This window comes from Ruficoccus sp. ZRK36, assembly GCF_019603315.1.
GTDB lineage: Bacteria > Verrucomicrobiota > Verrucomicrobiia > Opitutales > Cerasicoccaceae > Ruficoccus.
The window spans coordinates 1,849,725-1,872,414 of record NZ_CP080649.1 but is presented as its reverse complement, the minus strand read 5'-3'; the positions used below and the strand labels follow the sequence as shown (position 1 = coordinate 1,872,414).

Here is a 22,690-nt window from a genome sequence, read left to right as displayed (position 1 = left end):
TGTGAAAAATGGGAAACTCAATCAGATTGAGGATTGCGGTGAAGCGAGAGAGCATTGTTAGGGATGACACACTCGATTCGCCCCCCTTCACACGCGGCTGCTGAAAGCAACACCGCGACCGTATCCGGCACCATAGATGGAGGAGTATCCTCCAAGGCAAAACCATTTATGGCCTACCGCTCATTCTGGCCTAAACAGGATACCGTTGCCCAATTCGTGGAACTCGGAGTCGATACGGTGTGTATCTACCCCTCCAACACACTCAACAGCCTGGGTGTCGAATACAGTCAGCATCGCCCCAACTGGATGCACTTCGGCGTCTATAAGTGGGAGTACCTGGACCGCCAGTTTGACGAGATACTGGAGGTCAACCCGAGCACGCAGTTCCTCTGCATGATCGACCTGAACACGCCAAACTGGCTCACGCGTTTTTCCCGCTATGACGACTCCTTTTACAACCTCGGCAAGGTAGCTGGCGACACGCGGTGGCGCAAAGAGGCCACCGAGTACCTGCACGCCTTTTTGGAACACTGTGAGCAGAAGTACGGCGAACATATCAAAAGCTATATCCTGTGCGCCGGAGCAACCTGCGAATGGCAAGACGCTTCCCACGGGCAGGAGTCACCGAGCAGGATCGATGCGTGGCGCCAGTGGTGTGCCGAGCAGGGCAATGAAGATTCGACTGATCTACCGTCTATGCGAGAGCGTACATCTGCTGCTCATGGACTTCTGAAAGACCCTCAGGCAGACGGGCTCAGCATCCGGTATTGGGATTTCAGCCGTAACCTGATCGCCGATACGATTCTTTACTTTGCCGAGCAGGCCCAGTCGATCATCGACCACCGTGTCGATCTCGGTGTTTTCTACGGCTACGTCCTCGAGCACGGACACGAGCGACTCGTCTCCTACGGGCACTTGGGATACGACAAGGTGTTCGCCTCCGACGACATCGATTTCTTTATCTCTCCCGGCACTTATGCGGATCGTGAGATGGGAGGTGCCAGCGGGTACATGTCGCTCATCGACAGCATGAAGCTGCACGGTAAGGGCTATATCCGGGAGATTGACCACTTTACGCATACGGCAAACGGCAACCCCCTTCTCCCATGGGGCATCCCCTGGGGCGAATCGTGGAATCATCGCTGGTCCGATGAGCCCTCGTCCATAGCCGGGCTGCGTCGAGAGTTCTCACTGGCTCTCACCAAGGGTGTTTCGCTCTGGTGGTTCGACATGTGGAACCACTGGTACGATTCCAAGAATGTCCTGCAGGCTCTGGAGCAGATGAAAGACATCTGGGATGAGCAAGTTGAGACGCCCGCGGCAGACGCGAGCGAAATCGCCGTCCTCGTCGATGCCGACAGCTGCCTCGCCCTGAACGAATACGACAAGCGCGTGATCGATGTGTTCAGAACGTTGCGTCAACCTCTTGGGCGTATCGGTGCTCCCTACAGCCTCTACTCCACTGCCGATATCGACAGGATCGACTTCACGCAGTTCAAGCTGGTCATCTTCCCCAATCTCTTCGCCTGCGACACTGACAAAGCCGAGGAGTTGAAAAACAAAATCGCCGCGCAAGGCCGGACTCTCCTTTGGATTCACATGGCAGGCGTCATCGCTGACGGTCACTACGATGAGGCCAATGTCGAGAAACTAACCGGTCTCCCCTACAAGCCAGGCAGCATTCAGGAGAAAGACTTTGGGGGCTGGACATCTGTCCTGCACTCCGACCTTAGCCCCTCGGCCGCTTCCCTGCGCGCCATAGCCGACTCTGCTGGCGTGCATCTCTACGGTGCAGTGGGTGAGCCCGTCTATGCCAACTCTCGCCTCCTCGCCGCCCATACCGCCACGGGCGGCCTCAGGACGTTCCAGCTTCCCGCCAAATGCAGCAGTGTCAGAGAACTGTTCTCCGGACGTGTCGTAGCCACCGATTGCGACAGCTTCGAGGATACTCTCCAAGCTCCTGATAGTGTGCTATATCAGCTAGAGTACGATAACACGCGAGTCTGAGGCTGATAGCGCGTGTCCTCGTATCGACAGGAGTGCCCGGCAATGTGCCTGCCGGGCACCTCCTCGACTTTTTGCCCCCCATGCCCGCAAATATACCCCCGCCATGCATCTTGTTGACTACCTGATCGTCATTATCCCGACCTTATCGATCCTGCTCCTGTCTGCCTACTCGCGCAGGTATATCCACGGCGTGGTTGACTTTCTGGCCGCAGGGCGAGTCGCCGGGCGCTACGTGATCTCTGTCGGCGACATGACCGCCACACTCAGCATCATCACGCTGGTGGGGATGGTAGAGATGAAGTATCAAACCGGCTACGGGCTGGCGTTCTGGTATTTCCTGACGATCCCTGTCAGCATATTCATGGGTCTGACGGGCTACTGCGTCTACCGCTTCCGCGAAACCAAGGCGCTCTCGATGGGGCAGTTTCTGGAGATGCGCTACAGTCGGCGCTTTCGTGTATTGGCTTCGATACTACGTACGCTATCTGAGCTACTGACCAACGCCATTGGCCCTGCGATCGCTGCCAACTTTTTCATCTACTATCTCGGACTCCCGCACCAGGTTATGATCTTCGGGATTCCGATTCCGTGCTACGGGATTGTGGTCACTCTGGTCCTGATCATGGCCATCATCATCATCTGGCCGGGTGGACGCGTCTCGCTCCTGCTGACGGACTGTTTCCAGGGTCTGATCGCATACCCGGTTTTTGTCATTATCACCGGCTACCTGATTCTCCATGTCTCCTGGGGCAGCGAGATCGCCCCTACGATGTTGGACCGAGTCGATGGGCAGAGCTTTCTAAACCCCTTTGACATCGATGAACTGAGAGACTTTAACATTTTTGCACTCCTGGTGCAGGTGGTCAGCTCTGTGCTGAACCGAGCCAGCTGGATAGGCAGCGACACCTCGTGCTCGGCCCGCACACCCCACGAGCAGAAAATGGCGGGCCTCCTGGGAGCCTGGCGGGCAGGGCTCTCCGCGTTCATGGGCATAGCGATTGCGATCTTGATCATCACGGTCATGACCCACCGTAATCATGCCACACAGGCGCATGAAATCCGTGCCGAACTCTCGGAGAAGATCACGGAAAAGGTCATCGAAGACGACTCGCTGCGCGGAGAGCTGGATGCACGAATCGCGGCGCTCCCGGAGCAACATCATGTCATTGGCATGGATCCCCCACTCTCCCAGAAAAGCAATCTCGACACGGTGTATTTCGATACCGCCCACGAAGTGCTCGGTGACAGCGCGGACGGGAATCGCCAATTCCAGCAGTATCGCACCCAGTACTTTCAGATGATGATGCCTGTCGCCCTGCGGCAGATATTCCCCATCGGGCTGACGGGCCTGTTCTGCCTGCTCATGCTGATGCTCATGCTCTCGACGGATGACTCACGCATCTTCAACAGCTCGGCGAGCATAGTGCAGGACGTGATACTGCCCAACCTGAAAAGGCCACTCACACCGCGTCAGCACATCTGGGTGCTTCGCCTTTGCTCCCTCGTCATTGCCGTCTTCTTTTGGTGTTTCTCCATGCTCTTTGTCAGCCTGGACTACATCAATATGTTTGTAACCATCATGACCGCGATCTGGATGGGAGGAGCTGGGCCGATTATGGTGTTTGGCCTGTACAGCCGATTCGGAACGACGGCAGGCGCCTACACCGCGCTGACCTTTGGCAGTGGTTTTTCCATCCTGGGCCTATTCCTTCAGCGCAAATGGGCAGACGTCATCTACCCCTTCCTCGACCAACACGGATGGGTGGACCCGATCGGTCGTTTTCTGGTTACCGTTTCCAGCCCCTTCTCGCCCTACATCGAGTGGAAGATGAGCGCCGTGAAGTTCCCGATCAACTCGTACGAGCTGTATTTCATGGCCATCCTGCTCGGCATCCTGGGCTATGTAGTCGTGTCGCTGCTGACCTGTAAGAAGCCCTACAACCTGGAGCGACTTCTCCACCGCGGTAAGTACAACATCGACGGCGAGAAGCACATCGATACCGCCTGGAGCTGGCGCACGGTGTTCAAGAAACTCATCGGCATCACGCCCGACTACACCAAGGGAGACCGCATCATCGCCTGGGCGATCTTCTATTACTCCATTTTCTTCAAGTTTTTCCTGTCCTTTCTGGTTGTGCTGATCTGGAACCTCATCAGCCCCTGGCCCAAGCACTGGTGGAGCGTGTACTTTTTCATCACGTTCATCATGGTCCCGGCCATCATGGGCATGGTCAGCACGATCTGGTTCATGATCGGTGGGATTATTGATACCCGTCAACTGTTCCGAGACCTGAAGAACCGCATCGACAACCCGCTCGACGATGGTCGCGTAGAGGGAGAAGTCTCCCTCATGGACAAAGCCGCCTTTAGCACAAAGGCTGACGATAAGGACAAGTAGAGTCTATGGCACACGCTGCCCGGAGAGTGTCCCGCAGTCGCCGGGAGCAGGGGGCAGAAGGCCACACGTCACCCGCCGCAAGTCAAAGTACAGCCCGTATAAACATGCACACACCGCCCCCGGAGCATGCGGTCACACAACATGCAAACCGGCAGGCCAGGCCGCGCCTTCGACTCACGGAGCAAGCCCTCGCAGGCTGCGCGTTGAGCGCCGTGTCCCCGGTAGAAAAAGCTAAGCCTGATGCTTATCGCTCCCCCTATCGACACGATTACCGACACTCCCGCTCCGACGCGATAACCAGAGAAGCAATGCCTCCCCTGCGACCCCTCTGTGCCTAGGCGCAACAGCTGTCACTGATTGCAGCGGCTGTACCCCTTCAGGCAAAATGAGGCCCCCACTTCTAGTTAAAGTGAGGGCCTCGTCGTAAAGGTTACCCAATGCGCCTATTTTTCGGAATAGACGATCTCGAAGTACGGTGTTCCGTACTCAAGCTTCGCTGTATCCAGGCTTATGATCAACTTTCCATCCCTCAACTTGCTGGAAATTTCTTCGGACCGGGTTCCGTCCATATTCAAGGCAAACACCCTGGGAAGCGTGGACTGTGATGTTTCAATCTTGATCTCGCACTGAACAGATTCCATGAGGACTGGAAGTTGGCCGACCTCTGCGAGAAGAACCATATTTGGACGCTCAAAGGTCATGCCGTCATTGAGGGCGTTCGTCGCCAGCACCAGCAGCAGACGATCAGCATCCCGTATATCCTGATCACGATTCAGAGACGCGAGCACAATTGACGCAGGCTTTGAACATGAATCAATATGCATACGGTCCAGTTGCACTGGGACATCCTCTTTCACGATTGCGCCTTCGAGACGAGGACTGATCACCGTCATGGTCTCCTCCTGAGCGTCGAGAATGATTTCCTCGGTATCGCTTTGGTAAATGTGTTCCTCGGCGTTAGTTTTATTCTGGCCCGAGAGGATCCCTGCCTCGCGGACATCCTGAACCAAGGAAGGAAGCATGTTTGAATCCGATGAAGACGCCTTGACGTACCAAGTGGTAACCTGGAGCGGCGAGAAATCCTCCGGTACGATTTGCAGCGTCGGAGTACATACCCCCACAGGCATCAGCGGTTCGACCTGGTTATAGGATATACCGATCTTGGTCAGCATGGAGAGCTTCGCATAGTCATCACTAATCGCAGCTAAAAAGTGCTGTGGGAAAAGGAGGTCACGCGTCAACGGGAACTCGACCGAATGCTTTGCTTCACCCACATCCCGCCGCAGGAATGCAAGTGCTGCCACCGTCTCGGAAGCCTTGGAGATAGGATCTACGGCACTCTCAAAGGTAGCCAAAGGCTCAGCAGTCGTGTCTCTGACCGCTGCCAGTTCGCCATGCGCAGTCAGACAATCCCAATCCTGAAACGCGGCGTAGGCTCCGAAATAAAGGCCCCTTTCATGACGGTAACGATTAAATGAACTATGTGAGTACTCCGTGATCAGAAATGGACGGTCCAGAAAGCGTGCGGCGGCTGAAGCCCTGAAGTAACTGGAGTTCAGGGAGCTTTCCTGTACCACCATGACGTCATAATCGGGATTACCCAGCGTGTATCGCCAGTTCATTGACTTTTGCGCCAAATTCTTAGTCGGGATGCCATGAGTCGGGTGGCTAAAGTAGCTGTGCTGGGCAATCACCGGCATCAACGCCCGCACCGGAATCTCCATTGTCCGCATGATCATGTCCCACTGAGAGATCAACCCATTGTAGCCGATCTGACGTAGCGAATCGTAGTACCACTTTGTCATCTCCGACATCGTATCGATCAGGAAAGTACCAGCATCATCCGACCGGGTGTCCCCTTTTCTCAGTATCGTTTCATCAATATCAGGCACTGTGGCAAAAGTGACGGATGCCTCGCCCCACGCCTCTTGAAGCGCTTTGTCGGTGCCGTACTTACTCTTCAGATATTCGGTGAAGGCGGGAGTGAGAGCAGCCATCATTCCTTTATCATACAGACGAAGATCTTGCTCATTCAGCGGCTCAACCAGGGCAATCATGGGGTCGTCTTTCAGGCTTAGGCCCGTATAGGGATTGGCCCGCGTCAGCAAGTACTCGATCGCTTGATACCAGTGCTTACGGTACTCAGGGTTAATGAGTAGCTGTACCCGAAAGCTGTTTTCTGAGGCGACCTTAGACGGGTATGCCAACGTATAACCCCCGTGCGATCCCATCAAGTCGAGGTTGACATAAATCCCCCGCATTTTCAGGCAGTAAATCAGGTACTCGAAGCGTTCATAGTTCTCTTCATCAAACGGTATCTCTGAGGCGCTTTCGGGGATACCCGTTTCCGCAAGTGTCCGATGTGGAGTATCATGAATCTTGTATCCCAACAGGAAGCGCTCATTGAAATGCAAGCGGACCATATTGTATCCCTGCCGGGCTATAGCATCCGCATAGTTTTCGATATCCTGCTTCGTCCAGGTATGCACTTTTTTTCGCCATTTGCTGAGCATGCAGTTAAAGGAAATAAAGCGCACCGGCTTCTCTTTGGCGTTTTCAAAAGCCAGATTCCCCTCCTCCGAAACGATCAGACGCCCAAACGTCCCCGCTGGTACCGGCTCTCCCAGCAACCGGGAAAAGTCCAAAGCCGTCCCGGCCTTGACGATGTAGGCTCCCATATTCACAGGCTTCCACTCGTGACTCGGCCGCACAACATAAAGCCCAACCTCATCCGGTGCCCGGGTGGGCACGCCATAGGTAAAACGCCAACCCTCTGAGCCACTCAAGACACGCACAGCCAGGAGATTCACTCCCTCCATGACGGGAAACTCTACGACATGGTCGTTAACCGTAAAGCTATTCGACAGATTGCCTGCCGCTAGCGTGCTATAGACTGATTTTCCGTTGACGAAAATCTCCATCCACCAATCGGCGGAAACCCCGATTCGCATCTTCCCTGCACTCGGTGAATAGAACTCGTTGTAGAGAATAGCACTACGCTTTTCCTGACTCTCACCAGCCAAAGCCGCCAGGTCGATATCACCTTCGGTAGCTGTCACCAGCATGGGAGAGGCTTCCCCCTTCGAGGTGGCAAACCCATCCTGAAAGGTCGCTACATCCATTGGCTTATCGGCATCCAAACACACCACCCACTCGTCTTCGACAGCCAGAGGAAGCAGCGACGGCAACTCACGCAGCGAGATGGGGCCGATGTACAGAGTCGAGGGCTCACCGTAATCTGCCAGCATCATACGTGAGATTGTGAGCGGTGGTTGCCAATCCTGATCAACGGTGAACCGGAAGGATACAGTCCTCCAGTCCTCCGTCACATCGATATCCGCCATGGATCCGGCAATGGGCGTAAACGGCTTATTGCGAAGTCCCGAGCAAACTTTAATCACGCCCGGCACAGTGGCCCGGCAGGCAAAGCTGACCTCGTAGCTCTTTCCGGCACTGAGCGCGCCATCATAGTCGCAAGAGAATTGAATATCCCACGGTAATGCCCCTGAAACCAGCTTTACCAAGCTGATGGCGACAGCTTTCTCACCGCCGGGAGTCACCTCACCCGTGTTGCTGTCAATCGTCGCAACATTATCGGGCACCACATGAAAACGATAATCGCCGGGCGTATCGTACTGCCAGACGGACAGTAAATCGCCCTCATTCGCATAGCCAAGTGCACCTCCCAAGAGTAAGCCAATAAGTAAATTTCTAAAAATCATTTTATACTAATTTTATGATTATAGACGGCCGATAACGATACGATGATCATTCAAGGCTCCAGAAAAAGGTAATCACGGTAGTTCTCGGCAAACTCGGCCTCGGGAACAGCAGCAACATGTCCGTCCACGAATACGCCCAACACCACTCCAATGTCGCGTGTACTCGGTCTCGCCCTGGGGTTATCAAACAAACTCCCTCTCAAGTAAATCGGGAGTATGTACCACATCCCATGAAGCAGGTCCGAGCCGCCATTCTCTGCAGCCATCACCATCATGAGACGCGAGGTATCAGCCTGTGCCAGCTTGGATAGCCGCAGACCATCCTCGCCAGGATAGCTTGGGAACCCCCGCAGCACTTCAGCGTTGGCAGCGTAATCACCGAGCGAACCATGTTTCTCGAACTCCAGTAACGGATCTACAAACACCGAGTTAATGGTCCTGTCGCCGGGCACCTCGGTCATGTTATTATCCAGATACTCTGGCAGTACGTTTGTGCTCCAGATCGGACTCCCCCACCGGTCCGCTGAGCACATCAATGGGAGAACCCCTTGATGGTCAGCACTGTACAGCATGATAGCCTGACCGATAGACTTGAGATTGGCAACGCTTTGTGATCGCTGAGAATGTACCTTCACCCGCGAGAGAGTGGAGACTACAACCATCATCAGTATAGCGATCACAGCAATCGCACACAGCAACTCGACCAGAGAAAAACCAAGATCTGGCCGCAATCTCTTCATGCGTAACTTTAAGTTCCGTGGGGGCATGGGTAGGAGCGTTTATCCTGCCCTTCAGCAGATAAACGGTAAGCGCATGTCTACTTATGTAGAAAGCAATAAACGCTCTGGAGGAAAGCTGTTCGAGGCTTATTTCCTACGACGCAGGAAGAGCATGAAAGCAAGCGTAAGCCCAAGCAAGATGAAGGTGGAGGACTCCGGCTCAGGAACGGAAGCCAAAGACATATTATCTACCGCATAGTAACAGCCAGCGCCAGCGTCAGTGAGATAGACAGCATTCACCGTCGAGATCGTCGCATCCTGAAAATAGCTTATATTCGAAATCGTCGTCATTTCCCCGCCGACTGCGCCGTAAGCGATAGAATAGGACGGCGTTTCGGACATATAGTCGACATTGATGGACATGTTGTAAGCATTCAAGGTCGTGAACGACCCTGCCTCAGTGTCATAGACGGACGCAGTAAAGGCGTTCTCAGCGATGGTCACATACTGTTTCGAAATGCCATCGTAGGCGCGCAGACTCAGCAATTGAGAACCAGAGTCTCCCGTCGTATTAAAGAGACGAAGATTAATCGAAGGGATCCCCCCATTAACACCGATAGCGATCGAGAAAGCCCGAGCGCTCGAAGTAGCGGCAGCACTGGAAGCAAACGTCAGGGAAAGTACAGCCTGCTCAGGAGCCTCGACAATATTCTGAGAAATCCGACCACCGGTTGTCATCAGCACAGCAGAATCCGATCCCGCCACGAGACCACTAATCTGGGTGGGCTCGGGGGCGGATGCTAGCGTCCAGTCATCCGGCATGCCGTCTGTCCAACTCTCAAAAGAGCCGTTCTCGATGAGTTGGGCTGACAGCGACGATGTCGCAGCAAAGCCGAGGGTAGCAAGCGCCCCCAGCGCGATTAATTTAGAAAAGGCGAAGATGGGATGTCTCGAGGTATTGTAGATCATGGCTAGTAAAATAGCCTGTCACATCGCTTAACGGGAAGGCGAATAAGTTGCTCATTTTAAGCAAAACTTTACATTTTCTCATAAATTTGGCCAATTATGGCCCAAAAACTTTAGAAAACTACACAAGACACACATCCCAACCCCTAGCAAGTAAGCTGGTATAAAGGTCAATGAAAGGTGCAATCTAGCCTCTTAACTATAGCATTGAGAACACCTCAAAATGCTAAGCTCGGCAATGAGCTATTTACCCCTTTCCGGCTGCATCACTCGCATTCTTTCGCCGGTACTCCCTGGGAGAAACTTGCTTGAGCCGCTTAAACCAATTCGAAAACTTGGACAGGTCGTTAAACCCCATCTCATAGGCTACGGATTTGATGCGACTGTCAGGCTCAATTAACCGACTGCAGGCATAGCGAAAACGACGCTGCTCATGAAAGCCATGCAGGCTTTGATGGTAACAATCAAGAAAGAGCTTATTCAGATGACCCAGGCTCAGTTTGGCTTGAGCCGCCGCCCCCTGAAAATCGGCAATAGGCTGAGCTTCTGGCTGATCCTCAATCCAGCGACGGGCTGCGTCCACCCGGGGGTCCATCTCACTTGAGTTCTCAAGCTCAGGCAGATAATCGCGCAAAACAGAAAGCACGTCCCTGAGCCATCCGAGGAACCAGCTTTGAAACTCAAAGTTTTCGCGCATATCACACACGATATGGTGAAAGTGCCACTCAAACTTCTCGGAGTTCTCACGCTGGCGACGGATGACCTTCATCGCTGCGTCCAGAGCGTCCGTAGAGGGCGCGACGAGACCAGGACGTAAATCCAGAACCGGCCGGTGGCTATCCTGCCAGCTCACGTCAAAAGCAACCGAAAAAATACGCGAAGCATCGCTGAACTCCTGACGTCGGTATCCCGTCGGCAAGAAGATCCACTCCCCTTTTCGGACAGTGAATTTTCTCCGCGATGTTGTCACCTTGACCTGGCCGGCCTCGATGTACCAGGCAGTGAGCTCATTGGGGCTGCACTCCATGACTCGGCCATCTTCAGCAGGCGCCCCCCATCGCAGACACAGCAGATCCGCGCGGCACTGTTGCCATGACTCAGGGGTAAGAGAAAGCAGGCTACACATTAAAATGCGATCAAAGCTACATACTGATACAAGACAAGGTTTTAGTCCGTAGATTTCAATATCCGCGAATGTACAAACACGCATGTACCTCACCTCCAGTGCACCCGGCTGCTGGCGGCTGCTTTGGCGAGTTTGGCGGTTGCTGGGTAGGTCGAGGGCACGGAATTCGTGCACGTCCAGCAGAAGGCGGCGGCGATACACTCAACGGTGCTGCCTCAAGAAACCTAAAGCTCAGTTCAGAAGATCAAACATCGCTCGCCACGCAAGGTCCGCATAAAAGCGGTGCCCCTCTTCACCGACGACGTGGCGGCAGTTATCCGGTCTTCCAGCCGCGGCGTAAATGGAACGCAGGCGCTCAAATTCGCTTTCTGCGGCTTGAAGCGGGAATATATCATCGTGGCGGCCGTTTACGATCACCAGAGGTTTAGGGGCGGCAAGCCCAGCGACATCTGCGGCTTCGAGATAGCGGAGCAGCCCGGGCACATAATTACACTGGCAGTGATGCACACTCATGATGGAGGCCGCGAAACTGCTGAAGCTACACGAGGCAATGATGTGGGTAATACGCCCAAGCAGACCGCCTGCAAAGGCGGCCACGGTTCCTCCACCGGACTGCCCCAGAACCCCAATGCGGGCCGGATCAACATCCCCGCGAGTCATCAGATAATCCAAGGCACGATCGACGTCGTAAATACGCTCACCGATAAGTGTGCGACCAAGCATCAACGCCTGCATCGAGGCGGCATGGCACCGATTCCCCTGTCCGTCACGCGGACTTTCGCGCTCCCCGAAAGCCCGCTGCTCGATACACAGGGCGGCGATACCGCGCTTCATACAGCCCAGACCGAAGTCTCTGTCCCCCTTGATTTCGATAGGCAGGCGCTCATCTTTAATGTCGACCGCAATGCTGTTGTGCATGCCCGTCGAATGCCCTTGGAGGCAGACAAAAAAAGGTCCGGGTGCTCGAAAGCCATGGGGAATACAAACATAGGCGGGGACATCCGCACCGGGCTCACTGGTAAAAATGATTTTCTCAATAGTCCCGAGCGGATGCTCACGGTGCCATACGCTCCGCACATCGAGGGATGGCCGGAGTTGAAAAAACATTGTGTCCAGCCCCAACAGCTGCGAGAGCCGGGCAGCAGCCTGAGCCCTCCATTCGGGAAAGCCATGACCTCCCCATGTGAGTACGGGCTTACTCTGCTCACAAAGGCGAACATGGCTAAGAACAGGGTCAAAACTAGCGGGCTGGTTTACACTCATATCGGTATTGGCTGAAAAGTTTACGATGTAACTATAGCAGGGTAATCGCGCTTGCAGAATAGATGGACCCATGCAAAACATAGCAAAAAGGAAACTCCTCCAATATGCCGATCGAACCCAACAGCGCGTGGGACCAGCACCTTGACAAGCTCAACCATCGCCGAGCATATTCCCCGATTGAGGTGAGCCTTGTACAGATCGAGGGGCATAAAACCAAGAGCTGGAAGCACACCGAACATGTGCACCCCTATTGGCAGATGGAAGTGGTCGAGACGGGTGGGTTTACGATACGTTTCGGCGAGAAAAAGCTGAGGCCGAAAGACAGAGATATTGTACTGATCCCACCGCAATGCTCTCACTTGTTCATCCATCCCCAAGGCAAGCTCGGATGGACTTTCAAGTTTTCAGCGGATGAACTCACATCACTCTACCCGGTGTCTACCGTGAAACCGGGGCCCCTCCGTAACTGCTTGCACCAGGCACTCCTGGATACGACAGCGACAGGTGATAATCCCGACGAGGAGACACGCGTAGTAATTGAGCACCTGATCGCTGCCGTGCTCGCGATCCATATTGGCGAAAAACGACCATCGCTGGTTGAGGACGAGATGATCAGCGCGGCCAAAAAGCTTGTCGAATCGCGTGTGGCCGCAGGGAAGTCGGTACGAGTAGGCGAATTGGCCGAAACAGCAGGCTGCTCGACGCAGTACCTGAACCGTATCTTCAAACGCTACCTCGGCATGCCGGCCAAGAAGTTTGTAGATCAGTATCGCTTCGAAGTCGCACGCAGGCTGCTTTTGGAGTCACCGTTGCCTGTCGGAGAAATCGCCACCGAGCTCGGATTCCCGGATGCATTCCAGTTCTCGCGTTTCTTTAAGCGAGTGGGAGGCGATTCTCCGCGTGCGTTTCGCGATCGGCACACGACGGGATAACATCCACATCCCACCCACTTCCAATCCGGTCACCCCACCCGCGCCTCAAGCATAAAGCTGTCTATCCAGAAGGCCACCCTAGCCTTCCCGGCAAACTCGGCCTCACTCACCCTCCGAATAAAAATGCCCCTGGCAGCAGGCCTGGACCCGCTCACTAAGTTCACATAGAATGACATGCAGGCATTCAAGAAATGCCTGAACAATACCGCACCACCGTGATGATGCGCTCGCTGGTCAACGAATGGCCCTTACTTGAGGCTGCCTGCTCTGCGCCGTATAAGCGTGGCCATAATCGCCAATACACCGATGACAAGCGCAGTGGTCGATGCCTCCGGGACCGCTGAGACCGTTCCGTTAACCGTTACGTCATCGAAGATGACCGTCCGGCTGGTTGAGTCCGAATCAATATAAAACCGGAATTCCGTCTCAGAGGTAACGACCAAGCTGGAAAACGTGATCGTATAGAGCGTCTCGCCCGTACTATTCAGCGTGTCTGTGGCTTCACCTTCTTGTATGCCACTCTCTAGGACATCGGCCGCCTCAAATCCCGTAGCGCTACTAAAGACATAGAAGGCGCGGTAAACGGAGGAACCACCACCCTGAGCGGTAAACGTCAGGCTATCGAATGTGATTTGCTGGCCAGCATCCGGCGTCAACGTGAAGGAGAAATATGTCTCATTCGACAGCGTCGACGATACCGACAGGGACGATGTGGTGATATCGGCCTTAGCCGCCAACTGATTATCAGGGTCGCTGGCAAAGCCATGTTGAGGAACCACGGTCACATTGTTTGCAGCTATCGATGAGGCCGCTACATTGTTAGCAACTGAGGAGGGCTCTAGCATCTCGGACAAAGATGAAGCACCATCAAAGCCATAGGATACGATGACATCTGCGTGCGTTACGATCGGGGCAGCAATGAATAAGCCTGCTAAAAACAGATGTTTTAATTTTGAGGTAGGTACTGTCATTTATTCGATGTATTTTGGGTTATTGTTTGGTGAGGGTTTATTGTCACTCTCGTGATTAGAATTTATACTTGATGCCAACACCGATCATCGACCGGCGGACACCTTTCCGTGCAGTGTGATATCATTAAAGATCACAGTCTTACGGTCTGAGTCTGAATTGATATAAATGCGAAATTCCGACGGCGCATTTACACGCATGTCGGGCAACTTAATGGAATAAGAGGTTGGGTTTTCACTGTTCAGCGTGTCATCTTCATTGCCCGCCTGGATCGCACTGAGAAGCAGGTCCTGAGCGGAGAACCCATCAGCCTGGCAAAAGACGTAGAAGGCCCGACAGGGAGACTCCCCTCCACCTTGAGCAGTGAATGTCAGCTCGCTGAAAACGATCTCCTGACCCGCCTCGGGAGTAATCGTGAAAGAGAAATAAGTATTATTCTCAAGTGCATCATTGACCGAGGGGCGACGCGTTTTGATGTTGGCTCTCGCCGCCAGGCGGTTCTCCAAAGATCTCGCGAAAGCGTGCTGCGGCACCACGGTGAGATTCTTACCGGTGATAGACGTTGCAGAGACCTGGCGATGAACCTTTGAGGGAGACAGCATCTCGCTTAAACTGCTCGCGCCATCAAATGAGTAGGAAACAAGAACATCATCTTGCGCGCACGCCAGTGAGGAGAAAAATATAAGAATTATGGGAAGTATTTTCATCTCTAGGATATTTCTAAACGAGTGGTGTCTGTCTTTGTCTTTCGGATAAGCCTGATTCTCAGTTCTCGATGGGCACAAAATCGACGTGCCAATCAAAATAAAGCGTAGCGCGTGAATCCTCAAAAACGGGATCGGCAAGGACATTCGAGGAGTTCATACCTGAAGGTAGATTGTCCATGTCCAGCGCCTGCATCGCCCATCGCTGGCCGTCTACCCTCTCCGCGAGTTGCGCGAGCGTAAACGGCTGATCGGTGCTTATCGTCCCCCAGGGGCTTTGCCGATTATTGTCACTGGCTTCCTGCTGCATGAGATAGGAGTAGGTCGCGAATCCTGAGCCATTCGATTCACGGGCTGCCTCAAATTTTGGCGAGCTTAGCAGTGAAAAATCTCGCCATTGCCTCCCATCGAGTGGCAGATCGGCGTAGGTCGCCAACATAGATGCAAGGTCCTTGGTCCTCACACCATCATCATTCACGATCAACTCTTTGTACCGAGGCTTCTGCTTCGGATAGAGCGGACCGGGCAGAGTATCCCCATGATCGTGGGAATAGAGCAATACCATCGAGCCGATTTGGCGCAGGTTTGATGTTTCAATTGCCCGGGATGATTGCTCTCTGACGATCCCCATGACAGGGATCAGGATACCTGCCAGGATTAAGATGATAGATATGACTGTGATGAGCTCAATGAGGGCAAAGGCCTTTGATGCTTTCTCATTTTTGGGTAGAGGTAAGTTCTTCATTCGCTGGCAAACTCTGAATTTGGGGTGGATTCGATGTTATCTCGACGGCGACATATGGGGCCATTAGAGGAGAGTTAAGCGCAATTCCCATACGCTTTGGCTCTAATCCATTGGGTAGCTTGAAACCGGTAACTGGGGTTTCGATAAAAGTGAAATCAGCGCCGCGAGTATCGACCTGCGCATAAAGAGAGACTCCCTCGTAGGTGATCATGACCGTCGTGGCATTGATAATCTGGAAATCTCCCAGCGTGATGAGCGCTGTCGAGAAATTCTGGGGCTGGCTAAAAGAAGCCTCATCCACGATGCGAACTGACGCGCTGACCGGCTCTGCTGAGCGTTGGTAGCTCAGTGTGCGGGTAACCGAAAGCAGTGAATCACTACGATAAGCATGGGTGAGGTCCAGCGTTATGCTATCCACGCTCGGAGTGGCGTCCGCATGGAGGACGGTGGAATAGCCTTCAGCCCCTGTTTTCTGCATGCGATCTGCGACAAGTGGCACCGGATGCCCATACGAATTATGCATCTGGCTCTGGTAGCGGGTAGGCCCAAATGTAAGGCCGGTATAAATCTCAGAGCCGGGGTCCAGCAGAACGGGGACACCGTCTTTGACCACAACATAGCTCCCCAGGTCGTTGTGGTTATGCGATACGCCATTATTCCCGCCATGTATCGCGATTCCCAGTCCAGAGCTATCGACAGTCCCCGGACGACAAACAAAATACTGACTGCCGGGAAACCAACTGCGCAGGCCCTGATCCTCCAACGCATTCGAAGGTGGTGAATAATCCTGCACCTGCGGGGCAGAAGAACCGAAGGGGGCGATGGACAAAGCAGCCAGCGGTGGACGCACCTTGCTGTGTATGCCGATGTCTACCTTGTCGAAATCCCGTGAGTACGGAAGCCCGTACCGCATGGAGGCAAAATCGTACAAGGATGCATCCGGCTTTCCATAAATCTTTTGATCACCAAAGGCGGGATAGGTCTTTCCGGAAATAGCCATGGAGCGTGGGATCTGGCTGACTTTGAAGACTTTGTCATCCGCCAGTATGTCCACCTGATTACCGGTGGATTTGCGTATCGCCTCACTTGCCCACAGGAAGTGCGAAAAGCCGTAGGTCCAGTAGTTCATCCCCTCGTCGGAAATGCCCTCGTCCGAGAAGGTGTCGATGTAGCGCTCAAGCAACTCAGACGCGCATAGGATATACTCTGCGCGCGTCTCCGGGTCTGGCTCAAGAGCAAGAGCTGCGCCGGTGATTGAGCCCGCACACACAGCAGTCCAGTTATTCGGTCTCACCATCCACCACAAGGGCTGTCCCCTGCGGATAGCAGACAAGTATGGAGTGAGCACGCGCCGCTTAACCTCCTCTACCAATCTAAGATTCAATTCCTCAGGAAGCTCATCCGCGAACCAATACTCCACAGTGGCAAGAAGCCAAGCGGTTTGGGAGGCATGCAGATCGATGACGATACACTCACCACGATAGACCGCCATATCGCTTCCATGAGCGGGAGTGCTCCACGTCGGTAAATCGAGAAATGCCTCTAGATAGTTTTCGATCTGCGGCAGAAAACGGCCAGCATCTTCAAGAGCTTCCGCCAAGGCCAGATCCGTCAAATGATAGGTGAGCTGCGTGTAAGGCGTTTGATAGGCATAACGATCATTCTCAGTCTGATAACGCAGCCACAGCTCCTCGGTCAATTGGGGTATCGGAGCATCGACTAAAGACTCGGCGGAGGCTATGACCTCATCCGCCCCGGGAAGACGGGCCAAAGGCTCCCAGAACGCCCGGTCCGACACGGGTGCTCCCAGCCCAAGAGGTTCCTCCGACACAAATGGTACCAATTCGGCGATGGCTTCTGCGTTAATCGGATCTGGAGCGGGCAACCTCGTCTTTTCAACTTTTACAAAACGTCCATCCCCATCTCCGATAGCAGGCATCACGGTTAACTCCTCAGCATTCTGGCCGAAGCACCCACTGGCAAAAAATAAGCATGCGAAAAAGTAGAGCGACGTCCGCAGCGCTGTGGGGTACCGGGAAAGACCCTGTCCGGTAGGCAGACGATCCATGAAATGCCTCCGTTGCCTGACCACACGACTACCGACACCACGCCAAAGGCCTTTATCCTCGCAACGGGAAAAGCGATGTAGGGGGCATCGAGTGACAACAGCTGCTTTCAGGCTTTGATCGCGCATTGTTACCATACCATCCACCATATATCCTCGGGAGCCATATACCACCCTAGTGGCGCGCATACATATGCGTGGACTTGAAATACTCCACTTTCTCTGCCAAATTCCCCACTAATGGAGCCCCCCCGCGTTACCCAAAGCAGTATAGCCAAAAAACTGGGACTGACCCAGTCAACGGTATCGCGTGCATTACGCAATGATTCCAGCATTCCACCCGATACCCGTGCTGAAGTCCAACGCGTTGCCCAGGAGCTCAATTACTCTCCCGACCCTTATCTGAGTGGCTTGGCATCATACCGCAAGCGGACCAAGGCGGCTCGTTTTCACGCGAACCTTGCGTGGATTTCCAACGATTCAGATGGTCGGACATGGCGATCCTTGTCGATTTTTGAAGAGTATCATGCAGGTGCCAGTGAGCGCGCAGCGGAGTTGGGCTACACACTGGAGGACTTTGCCCTGCGCTCTGAGGGCATGAGTCATACCCGCATGGAGCGCATCCTGCATGCGCGCGGTATCGACGGGCTTCTGCTGGCCCCCCAGCCAAACCCCAATACCATTCTGGATTTCAGCTTCGAGCAGTTCTCGGCCATCGCGTTTGGATACACCCTGGTCAAACCGCAACTACATGTCGTCACCATGCATCATGCGCGATCCATGAAAATTGCGTTCAGCAAGTTGATTGAGATGGGCTATCAACGTCCCGGAATGGCGGTGCGCGAAGAAAGCGACGCACGAGTTGACCATAGCTGGTCCAACACCTTCAATTCCTTACAACGACAGCACTTTGGCAGTCGAGAGCGGATTCCCACGCTCATATCCAAGAACTTCACCGATGAGATATTCTTAAAGTGGTTTCAAAAACACAGACCTGACGTCGTGATCAGTATCAACATCGAGCCCTACGGCTGGCTTCAAGAAGCTGGTGTGCGAGTCCCACAAGAAACCGGCTTTGCCATGATCTCTGTGCAAGACAATGGGGAACTGCTATCGGGCATTCATGAGAATCCTAAAATCATAGGAGCAAAGGCGGTTGATTTTCTAATTGAAATGATAAACCGAAGAGAACGTGGCGTCCCAGATGTCCCGGTTTTCCACCTCATTGACGGGAGATGGGTGGATGGACAAACCGTCGCATACCAAAGCTGAACACGACTGGGTTTCCAGGCTCCCTCTTGTTGCCTGCGACCGCTGGGGTTGTAATTGTGATAACGCCCCTCTCCTACTCGCAGGTTAAAAGTCTCGCTGTCCGAGGTGTACTTGGAGAAGCACTCATCAGTCAGGGTTGATACCACAGAACGATTCGTCTGCGGCTAACCCGAAAAGCTCAAAAACAGTGGCCAAAAAAGTTGCCCCAAAACAGGGGGTTCTTCGAGACTGGACGGAATTTATTGAGACTGAATGAGACTCGGCCCATATGCCCAAGCGTCTCGTAACGCTCTCTATATCAGCGAAAACCGCTTAAGAAAAGTGGAGCCGGGGGACGGAGTCGAACCGACGACCTACTGATTACAAAACCTACATCTAAGTTTTGTTAAACTATGTTATACAGCAACTAAAAAATATATATTCGACAAAAGAGTTGCCAATTGCCCAAATAGTTGCCCAATATCAGCTATGTCCCGGCCCAAGAAAGATGAACGTTTCAAGGTCAAAGCATACACGAACGATAGTGGTACCACATCTTGGAGAGTAACGGGTTACTGGCCCGACGGGAAGCGAGAACGGAAGAATTTCCGCTACAAATCCGATGCCGTCGAACACAGAGCACGCATAGAAACCGAGGCCGAGGGCGCTGCGATCAACTACCAGCTCCAACGCACCTCTTTATCCCGTGAGCAGTTGGCTGATGCCGAGAGTGCCATCAACTTAGCATCAGGGACCTCAGTGGCTGAGATTGTAGCCCACTACCGAAAGCTGGAAGCCGCAGTCCATGCCAAAACAGGATTATCTCTGGATGGGGCCGTTCATTTTCTCGCCCAACACTATAAGCCTGAGCTTGAAGATATAGCCGTCGGCGCTGCGATTGAACGTTTTCTGAAAAGCAAAGAGGGGCACAGTAAGCGAACCCTCGCCTACTATACGACAGGCCTGAAACTCCTCCAGCGCATGAACCCGAATACGCTGGTGCATCAGATCGGGCTGAAAGCCATTGAGCCACTGCTGGCCAAGTACAAAAATATCAACACGCAGCGAACCTACAGACGCAGTCTAAGCACCTTCTTCAACTGGTGCGTTCGTCATCACTATGCGGTTGAAAACCCGTGCATCAGGCTAGACAAGCTTCCAGCCGACACCTCCCAGGTTTCAATCCTGTCCCTCGATGAAGCTAAGCGCCTGCTCCGAGCGTCCATGCTCTACAGCGACGGAGCCATGGCTGCGGTCATCGCACTTGGGCTCTTTGCAGGACTACGCCCGAGTGAAATCGATGACCTTGAGCCCAAGAACATCAAGGACGAGTACATCGTTGTCACAGGAGGGAAATTACGTCGTCAGATGAACAGACGGGTTCCCAAGCCGGATATCCTTTCCACCTGGCTGAAAAAGTTTCCATTTACAGGTCAGCCCAAGGGCTCAGCCTATAAGATGAAGGTCCTCAAAGCAGCCACTCAAGCCGAGCACTGGGTGCAGGACATCATCCGGCACACCTCGATCAGCTTTCAGCTGGAGCGCGACAAGGATGACGCTTACACAGCGTTCAACAACGGCACGTCCAGAACGATGATCGAGCGGCATTACCGCGACGTCATCGATGATCCCAAGTCCGTCGATGCCTACTGGGAAATTTCTCCTGAATCCCTGAAAACCGTCACGGTCGATCTTCCCACGGGACAAGGCCTCGACAACTGGCCCGACGACACAGAGCTGGCCAAACTGGTGTGGGAAAAACCATTATCGAAGCTGTCCAAGGATTTAGGGATCTCGGACAACGCGATCCGCAAGCGCTGCATCAAGCACAAGATCGACTTGCCCAAGAACGGCTACTGGCAGCGACAACGGGCACTCGGGCTGTAAGCCCCCTCCCCTGCGCAAAAAGCATTCGACCTGCGTTATATATCGGTGATGGCGGGACGATCTCGCTATCAGAAGCCCGGCAGACACTGACCCGTCGCCGGGCTTTTTCGTACCCACACGGTCGCATTCGAAAGGATTCCTCATGGCTATCACCCTCGAAGCCAACTACTCGAAGAAGCTGGGCCTGCCGCAGTACTCTTCGCACCAGTACTCGATCACGGTCCGCACGGAGGTTAACGACCTCGCCCACATCCAGCAGGCCAGCACGCACCTGTACCGGCAACTGCAGGACGCGGTGGACCGGGACATCCAGGAGACGGGCTTTTTGCCTGTATCCGGTTCATCGCTACACGAGCCCGCACGTACACCGCTACGGGCAGATCCCAACCGCCCGGACTTCAACCGACAGGCATCGACCGGGTGGGCTTGTTCACCTAAACAACAGGCCCTGATCGAGCGGATGATGAAGGAGCACGGCATCACGACAGATGCGCTGGAAGAGCTATCCCAAAGCCGCTTCCAGACGCCCCTCACCCGCCTCAACAAGATGCAGGCCTCCGGGCTGATCGACGAACTGATCGGCACCTACGGCTCTGCCAAGGGGAGGAACCGGTCATGATCCAGCCACTGGAACACGACCACAACGGCCAGCATCCCTCCACCGATGGCCTGCTTGATCACATCTCGGCCAGCACGGTCAAACTCTACCTGACCTGTCCGCTGAAGTTCTGGTACAAGAAGGTCCTTAAGTTGTCCGAGCCTGTCTCCCCCAGCCTGCACCTGGGTAAGGCTGTCCACGCCGCCTTGCAGCACTTCCACCGCGCTCGCTGGCGTGGGGAGTGCCATGAGCGGACGACGGTGATCGAGGCCTTCACACAGGCGTTTAATACGCCTGATGAGGCCCCTGTGTATCCGAACATGGATACGCGACAGACCAATCACGACAAAGGCATCAAAATGGTCGAGGCCTACCTGGACTCCGAGCACGGGCAGATGACAGAGCTTCCACTCGGTGTCGAAGTCCAACTGGAGGAGGACCTGCCGGACATCCCCAGCCCCGTGCTCGGGTACATCGATCTGGTTCGGGTGGGCAACGTACCGGTCGATTACAAGACCTGCGCGAGCACCCCAAACATCCAGCTCGAAGCCTTCCAGCACGAGGCACAGCTCACGCTCTACCAACTGCTTATCGAATCGGCAACGGGCGAAAAGGTCGAGGGCCGCGAACTGGTTTTCATCGTAAAAACCAAGGTCCCGAAGATTATCGTACACCGGCTGGCACCGGCGAGCGAACGAGAGAAACAGCGCGTGCTGGACATTGCCTGTGCGGCGGTGGACGGCATTTACCATGAGCGGTTTCATCCACAGCCAGGCATGCACTGTGCCTGGTGCAGCTACCGCTCGCAGTGCGCAAAATGGACGGGAGGGGCGCGATGATCCAGGCCATCCTCATCACCGTGATCAGCGTGGGCGCGGGCATTTTTATGCTCAACGACCACGACGAGCCACCCTCACCTCCTCCGGTCGAGCAACCCGTCCTCCTGCCACTGGCCCATGCCCTCTACTGGGTCGGGGGATGCTCGGTCGCCTGTTCTCTCATCTGGGGAAGCAGTATTGTGCGGGCGGCCAGGTATAAGCACCTGAACCCGCAGCGCCGGATAAAACGTAAACATAACAGTCAGCCTCATCATGAATGCCGTCCTTAAGCTCGTGCTCGTCGCGCTGACTGCCTACAGCGTCGGCACGCTGGTGGGGCCGGTCGCCATCGGGGCGGTCAATGAGGCCAAGGAAACGCTCAGCCCGTTCCTGGTCATCTCCGTAGCCGTCCTCATCGGGTCCATTGGTTATGCCGTGGGAGCGGTGAGACGTTCGCCCTTCGTCCCGGAATACCCCGAGTACGAACGGGACCGTGAACGCTACCGCTGAGCCTCACATG

At 54.3% G+C, this 22,690-nt stretch carries 18 protein-coding genes; 9 read left to right on the top strand and 9 right to left on the bottom strand.

Annotation, left to right across the window (positions count from 1 at the left end; all coding sequences use genetic code 11):
• The first annotated feature begins 168 nt into the window (after positions 1–168).
• Positions 169–2,007: a hypothetical protein gene (locus K0V07_RS08230; RefSeq protein ID WP_220624044.1), complete on the top strand. Its 1,839-nt coding sequence runs from the start codon at positions 169–171 to the stop codon at positions 2,005–2,007.
• 103 nt (positions 2,008–2,110) lie between these two features.
• The gene (locus K0V07_RS08225) at positions 2,111–4,405 is read left to right on the top strand and encodes a hypothetical protein (RefSeq protein ID WP_220624043.1); all 2,295 of its coding nucleotides are present in this window, start codon (positions 2,111–2,113) and stop codon (positions 4,403–4,405) included.
• Positions 4,406–4,848: 443 nt separating this feature from the next.
• Here the strand turns inward: K0V07_RS08225 and K0V07_RS08220 are convergent, their stop codons facing one another.
• The 5 genes from K0V07_RS08220 to K0V07_RS08200 all read right to left on the bottom strand — a co-directional run bounded on the left by K0V07_RS08220 (position 4,849) and on the right by K0V07_RS08200 (position 11,856).
• Positions 4,849–8,127 (bottom strand): hypothetical protein, encoded by a 3,279-nt coding sequence (locus K0V07_RS08220; protein ID WP_220624042.1) that lies wholly within the window; start codon positions 8,125–8,127, stop codon positions 4,849–4,851.
• 50 nt (positions 8,128–8,177) lie between these two features.
• Complete coding sequence (locus K0V07_RS08215; RefSeq protein ID WP_220624041.1) at positions 8,178–8,867, bottom strand: type II secretion system protein; 690 nt, start codon at positions 8,865–8,867, stop codon at positions 8,178–8,180.
• A 126-nt stretch (positions 8,868–8,993) separates the two neighbouring features.
• Positions 8,994–9,815, bottom strand: coding sequence for a PEP-CTERM sorting domain-containing protein (locus tag K0V07_RS08210; RefSeq protein ID WP_220624040.1), 822 nt, complete (start codon positions 9,813–9,815; stop codon positions 8,994–8,996).
• 244 nt (positions 9,816–10,059) lie between these two features.
• Complete coding sequence (locus K0V07_RS08205; RefSeq protein ID WP_220624039.1) at positions 10,060–10,839, bottom strand: AraC family transcriptional regulator; 780 nt, start codon at positions 10,837–10,839, stop codon at positions 10,060–10,062.
• Between the two features lie 330 nt (positions 10,840–11,169).
• Positions 11,170–11,856 carry a prolyl oligopeptidase family serine peptidase gene (locus tag K0V07_RS08200; protein ID WP_220624038.1) on the bottom strand — a complete coding sequence of 229 codons (687 nt, stop codon included), beginning with the start codon at positions 11,854–11,856 and terminating at the stop codon, positions 11,170–11,172.
• 449 nt (positions 11,857–12,305) lie between these two features.
• Here K0V07_RS08200 and K0V07_RS08195 point away from each other — a divergent pair, with 449 nt between their 5' ends.
• On the top strand, positions 12,306–13,133 hold the full coding sequence (locus tag K0V07_RS08195; protein WP_220624037.1) for an AraC family transcriptional regulator: 828 nt from the start codon (positions 12,306–12,308) through the stop codon (positions 13,131–13,133).
• 248 nt (positions 13,134–13,381) lie between these two features.
• Here the strand turns inward: K0V07_RS08195 and K0V07_RS08190 are convergent, their stop codons facing one another.
• The 4 genes from K0V07_RS08190 to K0V07_RS08175 form a co-directional block, all read right to left on the bottom strand.
• Positions 13,382–14,104 carry a hypothetical protein gene (locus K0V07_RS08190; protein WP_220624036.1) on the bottom strand — a complete coding sequence of 241 codons (723 nt, stop codon included), beginning with the start codon at positions 14,102–14,104 and terminating at the stop codon, positions 13,382–13,384.
• A gap of 84 nt (positions 14,105–14,188) precedes the next feature.
• Entirely contained in the window at positions 14,189–14,809 is a 621-nt protein-coding gene (locus K0V07_RS08185) for a hypothetical protein (RefSeq protein WP_220624035.1), read from the bottom strand.
• Positions 14,810–14,867: 58 nt separating this feature from the next.
• Positions 14,868–15,551, bottom strand: coding sequence for a hypothetical protein (locus tag K0V07_RS08180; protein ID WP_220624034.1), 684 nt, complete (start codon positions 15,549–15,551; stop codon positions 14,868–14,870).
• Complete coding sequence (locus K0V07_RS08175; protein ID WP_220624033.1) at positions 15,523–17,619, bottom strand: heparinase II/III family protein; 2,097 nt, start codon at positions 17,617–17,619, stop codon at positions 15,523–15,525. The genes K0V07_RS08180 and K0V07_RS08175 overlap by 29 nt, the downstream gene beginning before the upstream one ends.
• 237 nt (positions 17,620–17,856) lie before the next feature.
• Between K0V07_RS08175 and K0V07_RS08170 the strand changes: the two genes are divergently transcribed.
• The 6 genes from K0V07_RS08170 to K0V07_RS08145 all read left to right on the top strand — a co-directional run bounded on the left by K0V07_RS08170 (position 17,857) and on the right by K0V07_RS08145 (position 22,680).
• On the top strand, positions 17,857–18,888 hold the full coding sequence (locus tag K0V07_RS08170) for a LacI family DNA-binding transcriptional regulator (RefSeq protein ID WP_220624032.1): 1,032 nt from the start codon (positions 17,857–17,859) through the stop codon (positions 18,886–18,888).
• 468 nt (positions 18,889–19,356) lie between these two features.
• Entirely contained in the window at positions 19,357–20,754 is a 1,398-nt protein-coding gene (locus K0V07_RS08165; RefSeq protein WP_220624031.1) for a hypothetical protein, read from the top strand.
• Between the two features lie 142 nt (positions 20,755–20,896).
• Complete coding sequence (locus K0V07_RS08160) at positions 20,897–21,373, top strand: hypothetical protein (protein ID WP_220624030.1); 477 nt, start codon at positions 20,897–20,899, stop codon at positions 21,371–21,373.
• The gene (locus K0V07_RS08155) at positions 21,370–22,191 is read left to right on the top strand and encodes a PD-(D/E)XK nuclease family protein (protein ID WP_220623351.1); all 822 of its coding nucleotides are present in this window, start codon (positions 21,370–21,372) and stop codon (positions 22,189–22,191) included. Before K0V07_RS08160 ends, K0V07_RS08155 begins: the two co-directional genes overlap by 4 nt.
• The gene (locus tag K0V07_RS08150) at positions 22,188–22,460 is read left to right on the top strand and encodes a hypothetical protein (protein ID WP_220623350.1); all 273 of its coding nucleotides are present in this window, start codon (positions 22,188–22,190) and stop codon (positions 22,458–22,460) included. Before K0V07_RS08155 ends, K0V07_RS08150 begins: the two co-directional genes overlap by 4 nt.
• Positions 22,444–22,680 carry a hypothetical protein gene (locus K0V07_RS08145; protein WP_220622020.1) on the top strand — a complete coding sequence of 79 codons (237 nt, stop codon included), beginning with the start codon at positions 22,444–22,446 and terminating at the stop codon, positions 22,678–22,680. The genes K0V07_RS08150 and K0V07_RS08145 overlap by 17 nt, the downstream gene beginning before the upstream one ends.
• Positions 22,681–22,690: the final 10 nt, after the last annotated feature.